Raw genomic sequence first — 17,450 nt, forward strand, 5'->3', positions numbered from 1 at the left:
CGCAGAATCGATCCCATACGTTGGCGCTTTCGCGACGTTGTAAGGTTGCTGTCATTGTTTTATAAATGCGATTATTTGCAGATGAATTAGGTAGTTTTGACTACCTGTTACACATCTTAAAGAATTTATTGCGTTTTGTAAAGTACTTTTAGAAAAAACTTTCTCTTGGGATTTACGCACCCAGAGAAAATCCCCAAACCTTTGAAAAAGCGGGGACTTTAGTGATATCACTTTGGATTTGAGATTTTGGATTGTGAAAAATGCACTTTATTCTTCAATTCGTTGCTGGCTGCTTGGATATGGACTCTATACCCACTTCTTGTAAAGGTGGACGCACAGATAAATAAATCAATGGACCGAATAGCGGTATCAAGACTATTAACCAGAACAACTGCGGATTTTTCCAACCGCGACGCACCATATCATCCCCTAGCAATGTGGGAAATAATAGGGAGAGTAAGCAGAAATCTATGCTCATTACATTGATGAAGCGGTTAGTTTGCCACTCTTGCACAAAACTGCTCCAATCTCCTCCTGTTAAACCGTAGGCAACTACAATAACTGTGGCTACCGTTAACACAAAACCAGTCACACGAGAATCTAGTAGCTTGAGTAAGGTATTCTTTTGACCGAGAAACTGATTATTTGGTTCTCTAAGAGCTAAGTACGGCAACAAGGCAAAAGCACCAACTGCGAAAGAAGCAGTACAAAACAGCCAAGCAGGTATTTTTTGTCCTCTACCATCAATAAAGACTACTGCGCTGTAAATAAGAGGCCAGATGCCCATGAGGTTGAATAGTGCTATGACTAACGGGTTAACGCCTTGCCACTGGCCAATAGAAAGGTTTTTAATTAATTCGAATGTACCGGGTTGATCGGGAGGCGCGAGGAAAAAAGCATAAGCTACAAATCCCAGCCACAGCAAGCTAAAGGCAATTTTTCTAACCATGAAAGATTTTGGTAGATAGTATTAATTATTGATTTTGCCGCTATAAATATCCGCTTACACCTGTAGTAGTTTATCCCTAAATATCATTTGATACGATTTAAGGATTGAAATAACTGAAAGCTTCTGAGAGGTAATCAGCAGCAGATGCTACTACTGCGATCGCACTTTCATAATCTAGGCGCGTTGGCCCTAAAACTCCCACACTTCCTACAGGTACCGAACCTCGGCGATAGTTAGAAGAAATCAAGGTGCAGGTACGTATCGGTTCTAATGGATTTTCTGCACCAATGCGAACTGTTACCTTTGATTTTCCACCATCCTCTGGTTCTGGTTCTTCAAATATTAATCGCCACAGTTGGTCTTGTTCTTCTTCCAACAGGTGGATAATTGTTTGTACCTGCTGTAACTGAGAAAATTCTGGCTGGCGCAAAACTTCTGACACACCCCGAACCATAATTTGGGTTGCATTCGGTGCAAGAGTCCGACGAGTCAATTCGGCAACTGAGTTTTTCAAAAATTCCCCGTAGCGTTGGAACTCCTGATCGAGTTCGCTCCAGTTGAGGTAGGCTAATTCCAACAGACTTCGCCCCCGCAAGTGATTATTCAAAAAGTTAGAAACAATCTGCAACTCGCGATCGATTACTTCTGAATCTCGTTGGGTTTCTTCTGGTATTGGCGACAAATCCATCAATTTGGAATGTGTCTCATAACCATCAGTTACGACAATCAGCATGATCCGTCCGGCTTCAATTTGCACTAATTGCAGATGTCGCAATAATGCTGTGGTCGTTTGCGGCAAAGTGATCAAGCTAATACAACCACTTAAGGTTGCTAAAATCTGCGCGGCTCCTTGCAATAGGGTTTCTAAACTCCGATCTTCCCACTGGAGATGCTTTTGCAGTGCCAACTCTACTTCTCGCCCTAAACTTTCCGTACCACTTTGTGGAAGCAAGCTACGCGTAGCGTCTGTCTGCGACACGCTGCGCGAACGCAGAGAAGGTGTAATTAACTGGTCAACATAAATGCGATAGCCTGAATCTGAAGGTACACGTCCAGCAGAAGCGTGTGGTTGGTAGAGTAATCCAGACTTTTCTAAAACGCCCATCACATTGCGAATTGTCGCCGAGCTGACACCCAGATCGTACTCCTCAACCAAAGCCTTTGAACCAACTGGCTCTGCCGTAGCAATGTAGTGACGTACCGTTGCCCAAAGTATATGCTGTTGTCGATTTGTTAACTGAACTTCCATTATGGTATGTTTTGCTGAAGGCAAATTTTAATCAAACTCTCAAGAAATTTGTGGATTTAATCGAAAACAGAAAATATTAATAATTTATTAAGGTATCAAATTATATAACTATATTATGATAAGTATTTTTAAAGTTTATGTACAAAGCATTTTTTTAAGATTAGGGTTGAAATAGTAGCTCAATTTTTTTGCAAAAGCTGCTAGTTATAATGTACCCTTCCGATGCTTTTTTCTAACCGTACTTTTGCATAATTTTCTGCTTGCAACAGTATTATTAGATACGTATTCTCTTCAGAGGCTACTACCGAACTGTAATTTAGAGCAATCCAACATTTTTGTGCAGATGTACTTGATGCCCAAATTTTAAACTTTCCGGCAAGCCTCTAAATTGATGTACTTCTATCTTTAGCATAGCAAAAGTTAGATGGAAGAGTAAGTTCCATCTGAATGATGTATCCGAGCAGAAGCTAATACTGGGGAATTGAAGGGTCTACTAATTGGGAATAGGCATCAATACCACCCGAAATATTTTGCACATTTGTAAAACCTTGAGCAATCAACCACTGGCACATTTGGGCAGAGCGGATGCCGTGGTGGCATAACACCAAGGTTTCGGCTTGGGGATTGAAGAGGGTAGGTACTTGATCTCCCCATTCGGTAAATTGACTTAAAGGTAGGTTGACAAAGCCCTCAATGCTAGCGATCGCCAATTCTTGTGGTTCACGCACATCTACTAGCTGAATACTTGCATCACTAGAAGAAAGACGTTGCGCCAGTTCTTCTACACTAATTTGGTTCATGGGTTGAGTAAAAGAATTCCCTATAAACAGTCCTAATCCTATTCATGGTGGCAGAAAATCTCTGCCTTTGCATGAGTATCCATTCTCAAGAGGGTTGATTAATTCTGCTAGGCTTTCTGCTTAAATGGCTGTAAACCGTCTTTTTTAATAGGTTTAATGTGAATAGGCAACGTTCATTTATCGGTTTTATCGTAGCTGGGGCGATCGCATTGCTAATTGCGATCGCAGGCTTTTACTGGTTTTTCGCGAAAAGTCCGGCTAACCTTATTGCTTCTACCTCTGGGCCTAGTGCAGCCATATTCGTGTCAAAGCTTTCCCCTGCAATGGTTTCATTATTAACGAATCCTGACCGTTTGCAGGCGTTGGAGCGCGAAGAGGAACTATCTAAACTCAAAACCAGTTTATTTGCCAAGAGTGGCATAGATTACAAACAAGACATTCAACCCTGGTTAGGGGACGAAATTACATTAGCTATCACCACCTTAGATATCGATCGCGATCCAGAAAACGGACAACAGCCAGGGTATTTGTTGGCACTAGCAACCAAGCAACCGCAAAAAAGCCGCGAGTTTGTCGAATTGTTGTTTTCTAAACGAGCGTTAGCCGGAGCAACCTTAGCTGTTGAACAATATAAAGGTGTAAAACTAATTTCTGACAATTCTCAACCAGAACAAGACTTGCTTGCTGGTGCTGTTGTCGGTGAAGGCTTCGTCTTATTTGCCAACAATCCGAAAGTACTACGAGATGCTATCAACAACGTCCAAGCGCCCGATCTTAATTTGACTAGCTCTCCCGAATACCAAAAAGCCATCAGAGAACAAATCAAAGGAGGTTTAGCTGTAGCGTTCTTGAATCTTCCCATCGTGGCAAAATGGCAAGGCTTAGAATTACCAGAACAACTTTATAACAGTCAAATCATATCCTTGGTGTTGAATCCCAAAGGATTGCTGGCAGAAACCACCTTTTTGACTTCATCGGAAATTGTCCCTCCATCTGCACCGTTATCTAAACCTGTGGAAGCATTGCAGTATGTTCCAGCATCCGCAGGTTTAGCAATTTCCGGCTCAAATTTGAGTAATTTGGGTGATAGTGATTTAGCCAAACTCTGGAAACAAGCAACAGCTACCATATATGGTTCTGGGGAAGATGTGGTTTCTCGTTTAGCAAAACCTTTGGCGGATGTTCAAAAACGCTGGGGTATAAACTTACCAGAGGATGTTTTTAGCTGGGTACAAGGAGAATATGCCATAGCATTGTTACCTGCGAAAGAGCAAACAACCCCTCATTGGATTTTTGTAGTAGAAAAATCCGAGAGTGTGGAAAAAGGTATTGCTCGATTAGATGCGATCGCCTCATCAAATGGACTCAGTATTAATCCCCTAACTCTGTCCAAGCAAAAAATCTTTGCTTGGACAGAGTTAACTACGGCTACAAAAAAAAGTGATGTTAAAGAGGGAACATCCTTCAGTATTGAAACAAAAGTGTTGGGATTACATACAAACTTAGGAAATTACGAAATTTTCACCTCTGACTTAGAAACGATGGATGAAATCCTCACATCCAAGGATAATTTCTTAATTGACAATCCCAATTTCAAAGATAGTATTGCTGCAATTCCCCTACCAAACCAAGGCTATATATATCTTGACTGGACAAAGAGCCAGAATTTGCTAGAGCGTCAAGTGCCTGTTCTCAAGTTAGTGGAAGTTTTAGGGAAACCGTTTTTTAATAATCTGCGATCGCTCACAGTTAGCAGTTATGGAACTGACACGCGATCGCTCAAAGGTGGTGTTTTCTTCCAACTCGGTAATTCGTAAGATTTTCATCAAAGCTGAAAGTGCAGAAGGTGAAAAATTATTTTGCCTTCTGTATTTTCTTATCCCATGATATTTACGTAGATTTTCTGTAGCATTTGCTATTTGTATTTGTAATCTTTGGATAGGTACTGGCTGCTGGCTTAGAAATTTAGGTTCGATGTAGCAGTGAGTTTCAAATACATCAGAAACAATTTACACAAGACCCAGGTAGCGATCGGTAATGGGCAAGGCAATTGGCATTGATTTAGGGACGACTAATTCTGTCGCTGCTTTTAAGTTAGCAGAAGTGGAAGTGGTGACAGCTAACGATAACACGCCCCCAGATAGGAAATTGACGCGATCGGTTGTTTCTTGTGAGCAAAATAAATTTTTGGTAGGAGATCCAGCTTACAACCAACTCAGGGCTAATCCTGAAAACGTGGTTGTTTCCATCAAGCGCCTAATAGGACGAGGTTTTGGCGATCCAGCTGTACAAAAACAAAAGTCAGAATTTGGTTACAAAATTGCTCAACCTAGTCAGGGAACAGACAACGGTATTGCAGTTTGGCTAGGAGGTAAAGAATATCAGCCAGAGGATATTTCTGCTGAAATTCTCAAAAAAGTTGTGCAAAATGCCCAAACTTATCGCCAAGGATTTGGTAAAACAGGCGAAGTCATAGATCAAGCAGTTATTACCATTCCCGCTTACTTCAACGACAAACAACGCCATGCTACCCGCACAGCTGCACTTAAAGCTGGAATCACTCCTTTGGAACTGCTACCGGAACCCACAGCCGCGGCCATATCTTACGGCTTTTCTCCAACTGGGGAAGATTTTAAAACAATTTTAGTTTTTGACTTTGGCGGTGGTACATTTGATGCTTCGGTGATTCAAGCAGCAGGAACTTCATTTATTGAACTGGGAAAAGCTGGAGATTTATGGTTGGGAGGAGATGACATTGACTCTCGGATCATAAAGTTTGTTAAACAGCAATTTGCCCAGGAAGAAGGAATTGCTGATATTGATGGCTTGATTGCCAAAATGCCCCACTATCAACGGGTGCGATTTAATGCCGATTTGAAGTTAGCAGTAGAACGCGCCAAAGTTGAACTAAGCACTGCTACAGTATCTTGCATTGCTCCTGCGACTCAATTATTAGATGAATTAGGAATTGCCATTCCCATTGAAGTAGAAATCACCCGCGAGCAATTTGAGGAACTAATTTCTGATTTGGTAGAGCGATCAATTCAAATTTGCCGCCAAGCACTACAAGACGCTGAACATCATTTAGAAATGGTAGATGTAGTGTTATTGGTTGGCGGTTCTTGCCAGATTCCTGTAGTCCAACGCAAAGTCAGAGAAGCTTGTGGAGCCGATAAAGTAGTAGTGCATCCCCGTCCGATGTATGCGGTGGCGGAGGGTGCAGCAATTGTCGCGGCTGGACTAACAGAGAAAGTCACAACAGTTTCTCGTGATTATTTTATCAAGCTGGTGGATGGCAAAGAGAACAAAGAGAAAGTACTTCAGAGGGGTGATATCTTACCAGTGACTACATCCCACACTTTTAAAACTGTTGCTGATGGACAACGTTTGATTCACTTGCAATTTATCAGCCCCGATCAAGTAAGGCAAGATTTGGATGACATATATGAAGATAACAGTATTGGAGATATTTGGTTGGGTTTAAACCAATCCTATCCACGCGGGACAGAAGTTTTAGTCAACTTGGAGTTAGATGAAAAAAATAGTGGGCTAAAGATGACTGCGACATTGAAAAATGCCCCTTCAGAGAGAGTGAGTTGCACCTTTTCGCGGGGAGGCTCAGACGAGAAGATATATAAGGAATTAGAAAAAACGATCGCAGAACTCAATAACCAAAACCTAACTCCTCTCGGTGTGGAAGAAGCGCTGAAGTTAGCCTTGCCAGTCGTGGAGTCAGCCAACAAAATCATCGATCCGGATACGGGAGAGGAACGCGGCTATTTACGCAATGACGCTGATGCAAACTTGCAAAAATTTCAGGTATCCATGTCTAAGGAACGCCTAGAAGCTGAGTCTCTTGCCAATCAGTGCGATCGCGTAGTTAAACTTTGCGGCTCGATAATTCCCCAACCACAGCAGGAACGATTGCAAAAGCTGAGTCAAGAATTGCAAGATGCCATCGACACCAATAACCTCTCTAAGATGAAGTCTAAGAGTGAAGATGCAAGAAGAGAACTTGACAATCTACCTGATGAAGTCCAGTTAATTCAAGCTTGTCTTTTAGCAATTCGTCAAGCCTACGCGGTTGCACCGACTCAAGCAAATGCCATGTCTGACAAACTTTCTCGGATGCTTGGCGCTATGGAAAGTGATGATGGACAGGAAGCTAATCGCTTGTGGAGTGAATTGCAACCAGATGTCAAGCATTGGCTAAATGAGGATTTACCCAGCAACAGCATTGTCACAGGACTAATGCGATGAAGATTAAGCTGAACTGTCCTGTGTGTGATTACCAAGAAATTGAAGGTGACACTTGTCCTAACTGTGATACCGATCTTTCTGTAATTCGGATGCTCAAAGAATTACCGCAGGTGGAAAACCCACTGCGACAATTAAAAATTACCAAATGGCAACTAGGAGTTGCTTTACTCCTGCTGATTATCGGGATTGCGTTGGGAGCAATAGGCAGTTTTATATTCCTGCAACCACAGTTACACACATTAACTGTCTCTTCTCCCAATCCAGTTATTAGCGATCGCCCAAAACTACCAGTTAATACTGCCCCTGTTACCACTAAGGAACCCCCAAAACCAGTTACCTATACTGTCAAATTGGGAGATCACCTCAGCGCGATCGCTGAAAAATTTTGTGGCAAAGGAACCTCTTGGCAAGTAATGGTTAAAGCTAACCCCCAACTCAAAGGACGGGAAAATGATATAGACGTAGGGGATGTGTTAAAAATTCCCAATTGCAAGGAGAGGGCTAGATGAGCATCCTTGATAGCTTGAACGCTTTAACTAAAACTTTGTTGGGAGTGGCTATTGTTGATGTCTGGAAGCAAGCACCACAGACTAAAGAAGCCAGCGAGAAAGCAGCACAATTAGCCCAAAAAAAACACCTGCGAGAAGCAGTAATGATTGCAGAAAAAGCTCTCGCCGTCTGGTCTAGAAAACCAGGTTTTTGGGAGCGTTTGATTTGTCAATTGCTACTGGGTAAGCTGTTAGATAACCTTACTCAGCAACTAAAGCAGTGGCGCTATCAAGTGGCAGAAGTAGATAAACTAGCTGCTAATGCTAAAACCATTCTCAAGCAAGATACGGGCGATCCTTTAGAAACGGAAGCGCTTGCAAATGGGATCGCGATTTATCAGCGCTGTACCAAAATTATCCACGATGATCGCATCTCGCGGCTAATCAAGCAGTACCAACAAGAACTGCAACGGCGACAGCAGTTTCTGACTTTAGTGAGACAGGCACAGTCTCAGGCAGAAAATCTGTTTTATAAAAATGCTATCGCAGTTTACCGAGAGGCTGAAAAGCTTTATTCTACGGAGTCTCTACGACAGGCGATCGCTGCAAGTCTTGCTCAAGTTCAACAAGAAGAAATTTATGATGCTGCTTTTCAAAAGGTGCAACAAGCTGAAAGTGAAGGAAGATTACAGGGAGCGATCGCACTTTTAAAAAATGCCCTGGCTAAATTTTCTCGCCCTGACGGAATTGATTTACTCCAAAAGCTACAAAAAACACTAAAAGGAAGAGAACAGTTTCGCCAAGGGCTAGCAGCAGAAAAAGCAGGTGATTTTAAAGCGGCTGCATCTCTTTATAAAAATGCTAAATTGCTCTTGCCTAACTCTACATCCTGCCAAATTCGGTTAGCACTTATGGCAATTAAAACTCAGGCATGGGCGATCGCACTAACTCATCTAGAAGCTATACCTGGAGAACAAGCTGCTTACCTACGTGGATTTGCTTATGCCCAACAAGAAGATTTACAGGTAGCTTATAAAGAATGGCTTGGGCTGACTACCACTAACATTGCCAAGCAACGAGAGGTTATCAAAAACCTTTCACAACGTCAACGCCTGCTAAGACTACAGAATATAGAGCAGCTAGTAAAGGCTGAAAATTGGCAGAATGCTAAAACAGAAAGTACAGAATTTATCCAAAAATTTGGTTCCGATCCGTTAGTCGAGAAAAATCTCAATGAACATATTCAGCCACGTTTAGAAGTTGAAGTATGGCAAGAAAAAAATTGGAGAATTATTGCTGATAAAGCTGAAGAAGCCTGGATTGTACAGCCTAATATTACCACATTACATAATTGGGCAATAGCAAGTTATTATCTTGCTAAAACTGACCCTATAAAATTGTTAAATGTGATAATTTCATTTTCAACAGCGCTGGCAAATATAACTGAAGATCCAAGCCTTCAAGATGTGCCTTGGTTAGAAAATAAACCTGTAGATTTTTCCTCAGTCTCTTTAGAACTAAAACGCCGGATAGCAGCATTAATAGATACTTGGAAAGATAAAAATATTCTTGAATATTTTAATTTACGCGATTGGTATAGATTAGAATTAGTATCTCTAAACCTTATGGGTGAGCCATCACAATGGGGAATGAAAATAAAAGATGTATTTATTACACCTAGTTGTTATCAGCAATACCTTCCTGAGTGGCAAGGTAGTTACAACAGTAGGATAAATGCTCACCAAAAAATTTTAAATTCCCTTTATACAAATTGGGGATTGGCTGTTGCTGCTTGTTTAGAAGGAGATTATCAAAGAGCAATTCAACTTAAACCCTCAACTACAGATAAGTCTGATATCGCAACATTTGCTCAGAAATTTGTCGCTTACCATGAAGGTTGCTATCAACTACAGCAGCAAAAATGGCAAAAGGCAATTATTTCTCTGAAGCAAGCAAAGCCAGAAATTAAAGCTAGTAAAGATTGGCAACAAGAAATAGACAGACTTTGTGGATTGCAACGTCAAATAATATCAGAATTTCAAGAGCATTTAGAGTTTGCCCAGTTTTGGTACGACCTTTTAGAAAGTCGAGATGCTAGAAGTTATCTAGCTGAGTATAAGGCGGAACAAATACGCGAACAAATTGCTAATGAACAAATTTCATCAGAAATAGCGCTGAGAGAACTACAAAAAATTAAAGGAATTGACAATCAAAATCCTATTGTAATTGACCTAATCGAGAGAATTAAATTTAACCAAGAATTAGAATTAATTGACAATTTACTAAAAAAGAATAAATTTGAAGAAGCTGTTCAATGTGCTAAAGAATCCCAGCACCAACGTCTACGTAATATTGTGTCAGATATTTGTGTAAAAATATTAATCAAAGGTTTCCAAAATCGGGATTTAGGATTTGAAGATATTTATCAATTAGGCTATTGGGCTTATGAACTCTGTCCAGATGATCCAAATGTCCAAGAAGTTTATAGATTTAGCCAAGAACTGAAGGATATTGAAAATCTGATGAAATGTGATCGCTTTGATGAAGCCATTCATCGTGCCAAATACTCACAACATAACTCTATTCGTCATTATGTAGCTGACTTTTTTATTAAAACCTTGCTTAAAGGTATTCAAAACCGCGATTTATCTTTTGATTTGATTCAGCAATTAGGTCGCTGGGCTTATGAACTTTGTCCAGATGAACCTGCTTTTCAAGAAATTTATCACAGTCTAAAGATTCGTTAATTAAAGGTATCTAATGGAATATAATCCTTATGACATTCTGGGTGTATCCCCAGCAGCATCAAAAGCTGAAATTGCAAAAGCTGTAGCGGTGGCAATGAAGCAAAAAAAGCATCCTGTGGATATCATTGCTAAAGCTCAAAAAAGCTTACTGAAACCAGAGGAACGTATTATAGGCGACTATTTGCGTCCCATACTACCCACTATTAAAAACTTCAAATATAGCGATTTATCGCCTTTGCTTCAACCAGCACCTACACTGGTCTTATTGTCAGAATTCGATGCATTAGAGCAAGCGATCGCTCAATCAGCAGAAGAAGAACGCCTAGAGCGAGAGCCTTTGCCTATAAACTTATCAGAACTATTCATTGAGGGCATTACAGCTTGTAAAGAGGGACTTTACCCCAAAGCGATAAAACACCTCGAAGACTACTGCCAAGGTTGTACAGACCACAACAGCAAAGATTACATTCAAGTCCAAATATGGCTAGTCAGAGCCTATCAGATGAGTGGAAACTTAAAAAGAGCGATTGCACTTTGTCAGCTTTTGACTAGCCATACCCATCCGCAAGTGCAAAGTTGGGCAACTAATACTTTACTGATGTTATCAAAAGAGGTTTCACATGTCTAATTTGATTCTCAGCCAAGAGAAGCGCGACTGGCTTAAACAAGAATTTGGCAATCTCCAAAAAGAAAAAGTTCTACTACAACAGTCCTTGCGAGAACAGCAAACCCAAACCGCAGCAGACACAGAAGATTTATTTTTAGAATTGCTAGAAATTTCTGACGCACTAGAAGCATTGCTGGACTATCTGGAAAACAACGCCGACCCCAACCCAGAATTTCTCCAGCGTTTACCCAAGTCTGTAGGAGCAGTTAATCGTAAGTTTCTTAGTGTACTAAAAAAGCGCCAAGTTTTACCTATAGAACTGCAAAGTAAGCAACCAGATTTCAATTTGTGCCGTGTTGTTGATCGCGAAATCAGAAATGATATACCAGACCAAACAATTACTAAAATAGTTCGTCGAGGGTTTTCTTTAAAAGAGAAAATCCTGCGTCCAGCAGAGGTAATCACATCTAAATCATCACTTGGGGAATTGTAGCTGCTGTCTAGATCGAGAAATAACCTAGCAATTAGCTGTCCAGTTTCCAAAACATTAACTGTGGCACATTTGAATGTGGCACACCCAACTGAAATTTCACTGGATTTTTTTCACTAGAATATGTATATATCATCACTAATTTAAAAGCCTGTTGGAGGGCTACTATGAAATACCGTCGCCCCCGACTTCAGTTTAGAAGCAGTTGGCTGTTGGCTATACTTACTGCCATCACAGCTACCCCTGCAATAGCACAGACAGCGAACTTTGACACTTTGCATTTATCAACAAACTTTGATTCAGCACAAGGAACAGTGCAGGGTTTTACAGGTGGTTCTTACTCTTTGTCTGCTATCAGTAACCGCGATCGCGATCAAAAAGCCTGTATTGGCTTTGCCGATCCCCAACCAGATCACATTATGGTTTTGGAAAAAGACTTTTCCCAGCTAACAATCCAAGTTGATAGCAACAACAACGACACCACTTTAATCATCCAAGGCCCAGATAAAACAACAATTCGTTGCGGCGATGATACTGGTAAAAGTAAAGATGCTAGTGTTAGCGATCGCAACTGGAAAAAGGGCAACTATCGGATTTGGGTAGGTACATTTAATCCTGGAGTCAAGCGTGATTATACTCTGAAAGTGGAGCAGCAGTGAATTGGGGAGTAGAGAATGTGGAGATGAGGGGGACAAGGGGGACAAGCAGGAATATATTGAAAATCTCTCCTTTGTCTCCCCCTTCTTCCTTGTCTCCTTTGTCTCTTCTCCATGCCCAATGCCCAATGCCCCATTCCCAATTTTTAGGTGTAACACCTGAGAGGATAATATGGGAGAGTAGCTTGTTGTGCTTTCCGAGGGTGCTATCTCGTGCTATCTATACTGCGTGCTGACTTTCGTATCATATTTGAACGTGACCCAGCTGCCCGTAACTGGTTGGAAGTTTTATTTTGTTACCCTGGTTTGCAAGCCCTGTTATTCCATAGGCTGGCTCACTGGCTGTATAGTGTTGGTCTTCCCTTTATTCCGCGCCTGATTTCTCACTTGGCTCGGTTTTTGACTGGAATTGAAATCCACCCTGGTGCAACAATTGGGCAAAGTGTGTTTATTGACCACGGGATGGGTGTAGTAATTGGTGAAACTGCGATCGTGGGAGACTATGCTCTAATTTATCAAGGTGTCACCCTTGGGGGTACTGGTAAAGAATGTGGTAAGCGCCATCCTACTGTGGGTGAAAATGTCGTAGTCGGAGCTGGAGCGAAGGTACTGGGCAATATCCAAATTGGCAATAATGTCCGTATTGGTGCTGGTTCTGTTGTTTTAAGAGATGTGCCTTCAGACTGTACTGTGGTAGGTGTGCCTGGGCGCATTATGTATCGTTCTGGAGTTAGGGTTTCACCTCTTGAACACAATAACTTACCAGATTCAGAAGCTCAAGTAATTCGTGCTTTAGTAGACCGCATTGAGGCGTTGGAAGAACAAATAAAAACTCTTCAGCGCACCAATTCTTCAGAAAAAACTCCTGTTTTAGTGGGTTGTTTAGCAGCGAAAGAGGATGAGCTAATCCACGATAGTCGCTGGTGTAACCTCAAGGATAAGACTATCCAGGAATTTCTAGATGGTGCTGGCATTTAAAAAGTGAGAAGTTAAGAGTCAGGAGTGAGGAATAAAAATCATAAATGCAGGTTTGCAGTTTCCAACTCCTAACTCCTGTAGAGACGCAATTAATCGCGTCTCTATTCCAATATTTAAGGATTAATCGCTTGGCTAGACCACTCTTGCTGATCGTTACGGTGGTAAAGACATCGATTTTGTGGTTCGCCACGTAATTCTAAGTGATCTACCTGCACCGGATCGAGTAGCAGTAAACAAAAATTAGGCACTGGCTGCACGGGTTCGGGTGCTGGTGGTGCAAAAGCTTCTGGGTTTTCAACTCTGAGTTTTCCAGGATGCGGCCAAGCAAACTGTAAACGCGCCGCATCACTTAATTCTTGCCACATTGCGATCCTTGCTGGTTGTAGATCCCGATCAGAATCATCACCGCTTACCAGAGTCAAACAGCCAGTGATGCGGAATTGTTCTCGTGTATTGGGGAAGTACCAGCAAATTTCTGCCCAAGGTTGTTGCTGTATCTGATCGGCTTTGGCGCTACGGTTATCGGTGATAAATTTTAGCTGGTTTGTATCTTCCAGAAAGCCGCGAAAGACTAGGGTACGATTAGCGGGGCGACCGTTTGCCTGTACTGTTGCCAATTGCAGGTAACGGGCATAAACAAGGCTGCGGTTGCGATGGAGTGCATGAGCGATCGCACCTCGCCAAGGAGCAAGAGACATTATACAATTCTGTTGGTAATTTAGCGCCAGGTATTCTTGAACATCCTACCACTTCAATACTCTTGGTTGAGCGCCAGTAATTCCTAAAAGTTCTCTAACGCTAAGAAGCTTTAAGATTCCAGTGCTGTAAAATATGCATACATAAATTATTCATATAAATAATATCTGATGAGTTCCCTACCTGCTAATCGTGCTAATACCCTCAAACGCTAAGAAGCTTTAAGATTCCAGTGCTGTAAAATATGCATACATAAATTATTCATATAAATAATATCTGATGAGTTCCCTACCTGCTAATCGTGCTAATACCCTCAAAGCTGCTTTTCGTGTTTGTGATGTAGCTCCTCTAGTTAGTAATAGAGATATCGAACGTTATTATGTTGATTTATCAAAAGTTCGCAAGACAGAGGCAATTAATACTGTTAAAAAACGCTTAGATTTTCTTGAACCAGCAGAATTTTGTAGTCTTCTATTTACTGGACATCGGGGATGCGGTAAAAGTACAGAATTAAGGAAGATTCAGCAGGAATGGGAATCTCAATATAAGGTTATTTATATAGAAGCCGACGCTGAACTAGATATATTAGACGCAGAATACACAGATTTATATTTGGTAATTATTAAAAAAGTTGCTGATGTCTTATACACATCGGGATTAAATTTTGATGCCAAACTTTTAAATAATTTTGAGTCTTGGTTTAAAGAGATTACTCAAGAAACGGAACAAACAGTTGAAAGATCAGTAAGTATCGGTGCTGAGGCAGAAGCAGGAATAAAAATTCCCTTTCTTTCAAAGCTATTGGGTAAAATACAGGCTCAAATTAAAGGTGCTGACAAACAAAGAAAGACGGTTCGTCAGAATTTACAAAAAGATATTGGTCGTTTACAAGCAGATATAAATTTGTTGCTAGGTGATGCTTTTGTCAAGCTTAAATCAAAATATCCTGAATATGAAAAAGGATTTTTAATTATTTTTGATAATTTAGACAGAGTGCCTCCAAATGTAGCTAAACACTTATTTTGCGATTACGCCTTTCAATTACAAAGCCTACATTGTACGATTATCTATACAGCGCCAATTTCTATAGTCTATTCTGAAAATAATTTGGCTAATACCTTCGACACACCCAATATTGTGCCGATGGTCAACATATATGAGTTTGAACAAGACAAAACCGATCTAGATCATAATGATGATGGTATAACAGCAATTACGAGTTTAATTGAACAAAGAGTTGAAGTAGACGCAGTGTTTGAATCGCGTCAACTATTGGTAGATTTAGCCAAAGCAAGCGGCGGTCACATCCGTCAATTGATGCAAATAGCATCAAAAGCATTTATTACAGCAGCAACTCGCGATCACGAAAAAGTTACTGCCGATGATATCATTTATGCAATTAAGCAAGAACAGTTTAATTTTGAGCGGAGTATATCAACAGAATACTATTCGGCGTTGGCTGCGGTATGTGTAAATAAGGATGTTTCTAAAGATGAAATCGGCAGGTTAATGCTGTTCAGTCTTTGGGTTTTTGAGTACAACGGCAAAAATCGCTGGAATTATGTTAATCCAGTTGTGAGGCAAATCCATGCTTTCCAAGAAGCACTCAAATCAGCTACGAGTAACCCATGATTTAAATTTAGAAAAAGAAACTTTTTTGCAAAGAAATCAGCAGTCATTAGCGGAACTGTTAACCTTTATTGACTTTGCTGACACTCAGTTAACGATTGGGTTCGTTGCGGTTAACTTTGAACAAGATAGAACTACTTTAATTGAAATCCTCGACAACCATCCTCGATGTCATGATATTCAATTTGAAATTTTCAATTTTGCTGCTCCTAATTTGCGTTTTTTAAGGGATGAGATTATTCATGATTTAAAAGAAATTCATTTAGAACCAGATAAAAAACTAGTATTAATTGTTATCGGTTTAGAAAAGTCTATTGGTTTATCTGGAGAATATCCACCTGTACTGCAAGACTTGAACTTTGTCCGAGACGCTTTTACTAATAGTGTTCCTCACCCTATACTGATATTTCTGCCAGATCATGCTCTAACACGTTTGGCAAAATATGCCCCAGATTTTTGGGCATGGAGAAAAGGAGTATTTTATTTTCAAACTGTCCAGTCTACTCAAGACTTGGCTATTGAAAAAACTATTCAGTCTGAGAGAATATTAGGAAGTTTAGATTTACCAGAAAGGCAAGAGCGGATTGATTTACTTGAGCGCTTGCTTATGGAAGAATCAACTAATGTACGTACCCGCATTAATATTTTGAAAGAGTTAGGGGTAGCTTATAGGAGTATTGGCGAGGCAGAAAAAGCAGAAGATTTTTTGCAAAAAGCTTTGAAGTTAACTGAAGAAGATGAAAATTTAGCAGGAATAAAAGGCAGCGTTCTGCATGCACTAGCAGGTATCTACGCCAACAAAGGGGATATGGATGAAGCGATCGCACTCTGCAATCAGTCTTTGGAAATAACTGAACGTATTGGTAATGTCCAAGGGCAAGCGGCCACGTTGCACGAACTGGGACGTATCTACGCCAACAAAGGAGAAGTGGATGAAGCGATCGCACTCTACAATCAGTCTTTGGAAATAACAGAACGCATTGGTGATGTCCAAACGAAAGCGGCCACGTTGCACGAACTGGGACGTATCTACGCCAACAAAGGAGAAGTGGATGAAGCGATCGCACTCTACAATCAGTCTTTGGAAATAACAGAACGCATTGGTGATGTCCAAACGAAAGCGGCCACGTTGCACGAACTGGGACGTATCTACGCCAACAAAGGAGAAGTGGATGAAGCGATCGCACTCTACAATCAGTCTTTGGAAATAACAGAACGCATTGGTGATGTCCAAACGAAAGCAATGGCTCTGTGGGGGTTAGGGCATTTGGCAGAAAAACAGGGTGAATATACTAAAGCGATATCCTATTTGCAACCAGCTTTAGAGATTTTGCAGCGATTGAAGTCACCGGATGCTGAAAGTGTGAGTGCAAGTCTTGATAGGGTAATTCGTAATTCGTAATTACTGAAATATTTTTGTCTCACGCAGAGGCGCAGAGAAGAACGCGAGAGTGTGATTTAAGTAAATGAAAACTGCTGTAATGAGTCTTTGATACTCGTGAGCGAGTCTTTTATACTTGCGGACGAGTCTTTTATACTCGTGAATGAGTTTTTGAACTCCATTAATGAACCTTTGAGCTTCGTTGATGAACCTCAGAGCTTCATTCGTGAACCTTTGAGCTTCGTTAATGAACCTCAGAGCTTCGTGAATGAGTCTTTGAACTCCGTTAATGAACCTCGGAGCTTCATTCGTGAACCTTTGAGCTTCGTTGATGAACCTCGGAGCTTCATTTGTGAAGCTCGCAATGTTGTTCGGTGAAGGCAAAAGACGCGATTTATCGCGTCTTCGTGATTATGGGATTTATTTCATTAATAGATTTTGATGAACCTATCCCACTAATAATAGTTTGTTAATCCAGATATGAATTGTAGCAAGGTCAATGAATGCGTCAAAGTAAACT

Annotated in this window: 14 protein-coding genes; 10 read left to right on the forward strand and 4 right to left on the reverse strand. The window is 40.8% G+C overall.

Going from position 1 to position 17,450, the window contains the following annotated elements; genetic code table 11:
* Nucleotides 1–274: 274 nt before the first annotated feature.
* The 3 genes from HWQ43_RS12465 to HWQ43_RS12475 all read right to left on the reverse strand — a co-directional run bounded on the left by HWQ43_RS12465 (nucleotide 275) and on the right by HWQ43_RS12475 (nucleotide 2,998).
* Complete coding sequence (locus HWQ43_RS12465) at nucleotides 275–949, reverse strand: DUF2834 domain-containing protein (protein WP_292733660.1); 675 nt, start codon at nucleotides 947–949, stop codon at nucleotides 275–277.
* 97 nt (nucleotides 950–1,046) lie between these two features.
* Entirely contained in the window at nucleotides 1,047–2,198 is a 1,152-nt protein-coding gene (hrcA, locus tag HWQ43_RS12470; RefSeq protein WP_292733663.1) for a heat-inducible transcriptional repressor HrcA, read from the reverse strand.
* 467 nt (nucleotides 2,199–2,665) lie between these two features.
* The gene (locus HWQ43_RS12475; protein WP_292733666.1) at nucleotides 2,666–2,998 is read right to left on the reverse strand and encodes a rhodanese-like domain-containing protein; all 333 of its coding nucleotides are present in this window, start codon (nucleotides 2,996–2,998) and stop codon (nucleotides 2,666–2,668) included.
* Between the two features lie 158 nt (nucleotides 2,999–3,156).
* On the opposite strand from HWQ43_RS12475, the gene HWQ43_RS12480 reads away from it, so the two are divergent.
* From HWQ43_RS12480 to cysE, 8 genes are all read left to right on the forward strand, one after another.
* Nucleotides 3,157–4,815 carry a DUF3352 domain-containing protein gene (locus tag HWQ43_RS12480; RefSeq protein WP_292733669.1) on the forward strand — a complete coding sequence of 553 codons (1,659 nt, stop codon included), beginning with the start codon at nucleotides 3,157–3,159 and terminating at the stop codon, nucleotides 4,813–4,815.
* Between the two features lie 220 nt (nucleotides 4,816–5,035).
* Nucleotides 5,036–7,258 carry an Hsp70 family protein gene (locus HWQ43_RS12485; RefSeq protein WP_292733672.1) on the forward strand — a complete coding sequence of 741 codons (2,223 nt, stop codon included), beginning with the start codon at nucleotides 5,036–5,038 and terminating at the stop codon, nucleotides 7,256–7,258.
* Nucleotides 7,255–7,767, forward strand: coding sequence for a LysM peptidoglycan-binding domain-containing protein (locus HWQ43_RS12490; protein ID WP_292733675.1), 513 nt, complete (start codon nucleotides 7,255–7,257; stop codon nucleotides 7,765–7,767). Before HWQ43_RS12485 ends, HWQ43_RS12490 begins: the two co-directional genes overlap by 4 nt.
* On the forward strand, nucleotides 7,764–10,493 hold the full coding sequence (locus HWQ43_RS12495; RefSeq protein WP_292733678.1) for a peptidase M, neutral zinc metallopeptidase site: 2,730 nt from the start codon (nucleotides 7,764–7,766) through the stop codon (nucleotides 10,491–10,493). Before HWQ43_RS12490 ends, HWQ43_RS12495 begins: the two co-directional genes overlap by 4 nt.
* 13 nt (nucleotides 10,494–10,506) lie before the next feature.
* Complete coding sequence (locus HWQ43_RS12500) at nucleotides 10,507–11,121, forward strand: molecular chaperone DnaJ (protein ID WP_292733680.1); 615 nt, start codon at nucleotides 10,507–10,509, stop codon at nucleotides 11,119–11,121.
* Entirely contained in the window at nucleotides 11,114–11,593 is a 480-nt protein-coding gene (gene grpE / locus HWQ43_RS12505; RefSeq protein WP_292733682.1) for a nucleotide exchange factor GrpE, read from the forward strand. Before HWQ43_RS12500 ends, grpE begins: the two co-directional genes overlap by 8 nt.
* A gap of 164 nt (nucleotides 11,594–11,757) precedes the next feature.
* Nucleotides 11,758–12,249, forward strand: coding sequence for a hypothetical protein (locus HWQ43_RS12510; RefSeq protein WP_292733683.1), 492 nt, complete (start codon nucleotides 11,758–11,760; stop codon nucleotides 12,247–12,249).
* A gap of 210 nt (nucleotides 12,250–12,459) precedes the next feature.
* Entirely contained in the window at nucleotides 12,460–13,224 is a 765-nt protein-coding gene (gene cysE / locus HWQ43_RS12515; RefSeq protein WP_292733685.1) for a serine O-acetyltransferase, read from the forward strand.
* Between the two features lie 113 nt (nucleotides 13,225–13,337).
* Here cysE and HWQ43_RS12520 read toward each other — a convergent pair whose 3' ends face one another.
* Nucleotides 13,338–13,922 carry an Npun_F5749 family FMN-dependent PPOX-type flavoprotein gene (locus HWQ43_RS12520; RefSeq protein ID WP_292733688.1) on the reverse strand — a complete coding sequence of 195 codons (585 nt, stop codon included), beginning with the start codon at nucleotides 13,920–13,922 and terminating at the stop codon, nucleotides 13,338–13,340.
* Nucleotides 13,923–14,199: 277 nt separating this feature from the next.
* Between HWQ43_RS12520 and HWQ43_RS12525 the strand changes: the two genes are divergently transcribed.
* Both HWQ43_RS12525 and HWQ43_RS12530 read left to right on the forward strand, forming a co-directional pair.
* Nucleotides 14,200–15,552 carry an AAA family ATPase gene (locus HWQ43_RS12525; protein ID WP_292733691.1) on the forward strand — a complete coding sequence of 451 codons (1,353 nt, stop codon included), beginning with the start codon at nucleotides 14,200–14,202 and terminating at the stop codon, nucleotides 15,550–15,552.
* Nucleotides 15,509–16,951, forward strand: coding sequence for a lipopolysaccharide assembly protein LapB (locus HWQ43_RS12530; protein ID WP_292733693.1), 1,443 nt, complete (start codon nucleotides 15,509–15,511; stop codon nucleotides 16,949–16,951). The genes HWQ43_RS12525 and HWQ43_RS12530 overlap by 44 nt, the downstream gene beginning before the upstream one ends.
* Nucleotides 16,952–17,450 lie beyond the last annotated feature (499 nt).

The organism is Nostoc sp. JL31 (genome assembly GCF_017114965.1).
In the GTDB taxonomy this organism is placed as follows: domain Bacteria; phylum Cyanobacteriota; class Cyanobacteriia; order Cyanobacteriales; family Nostocaceae; genus Nostoc; species Nostoc punctiforme_A.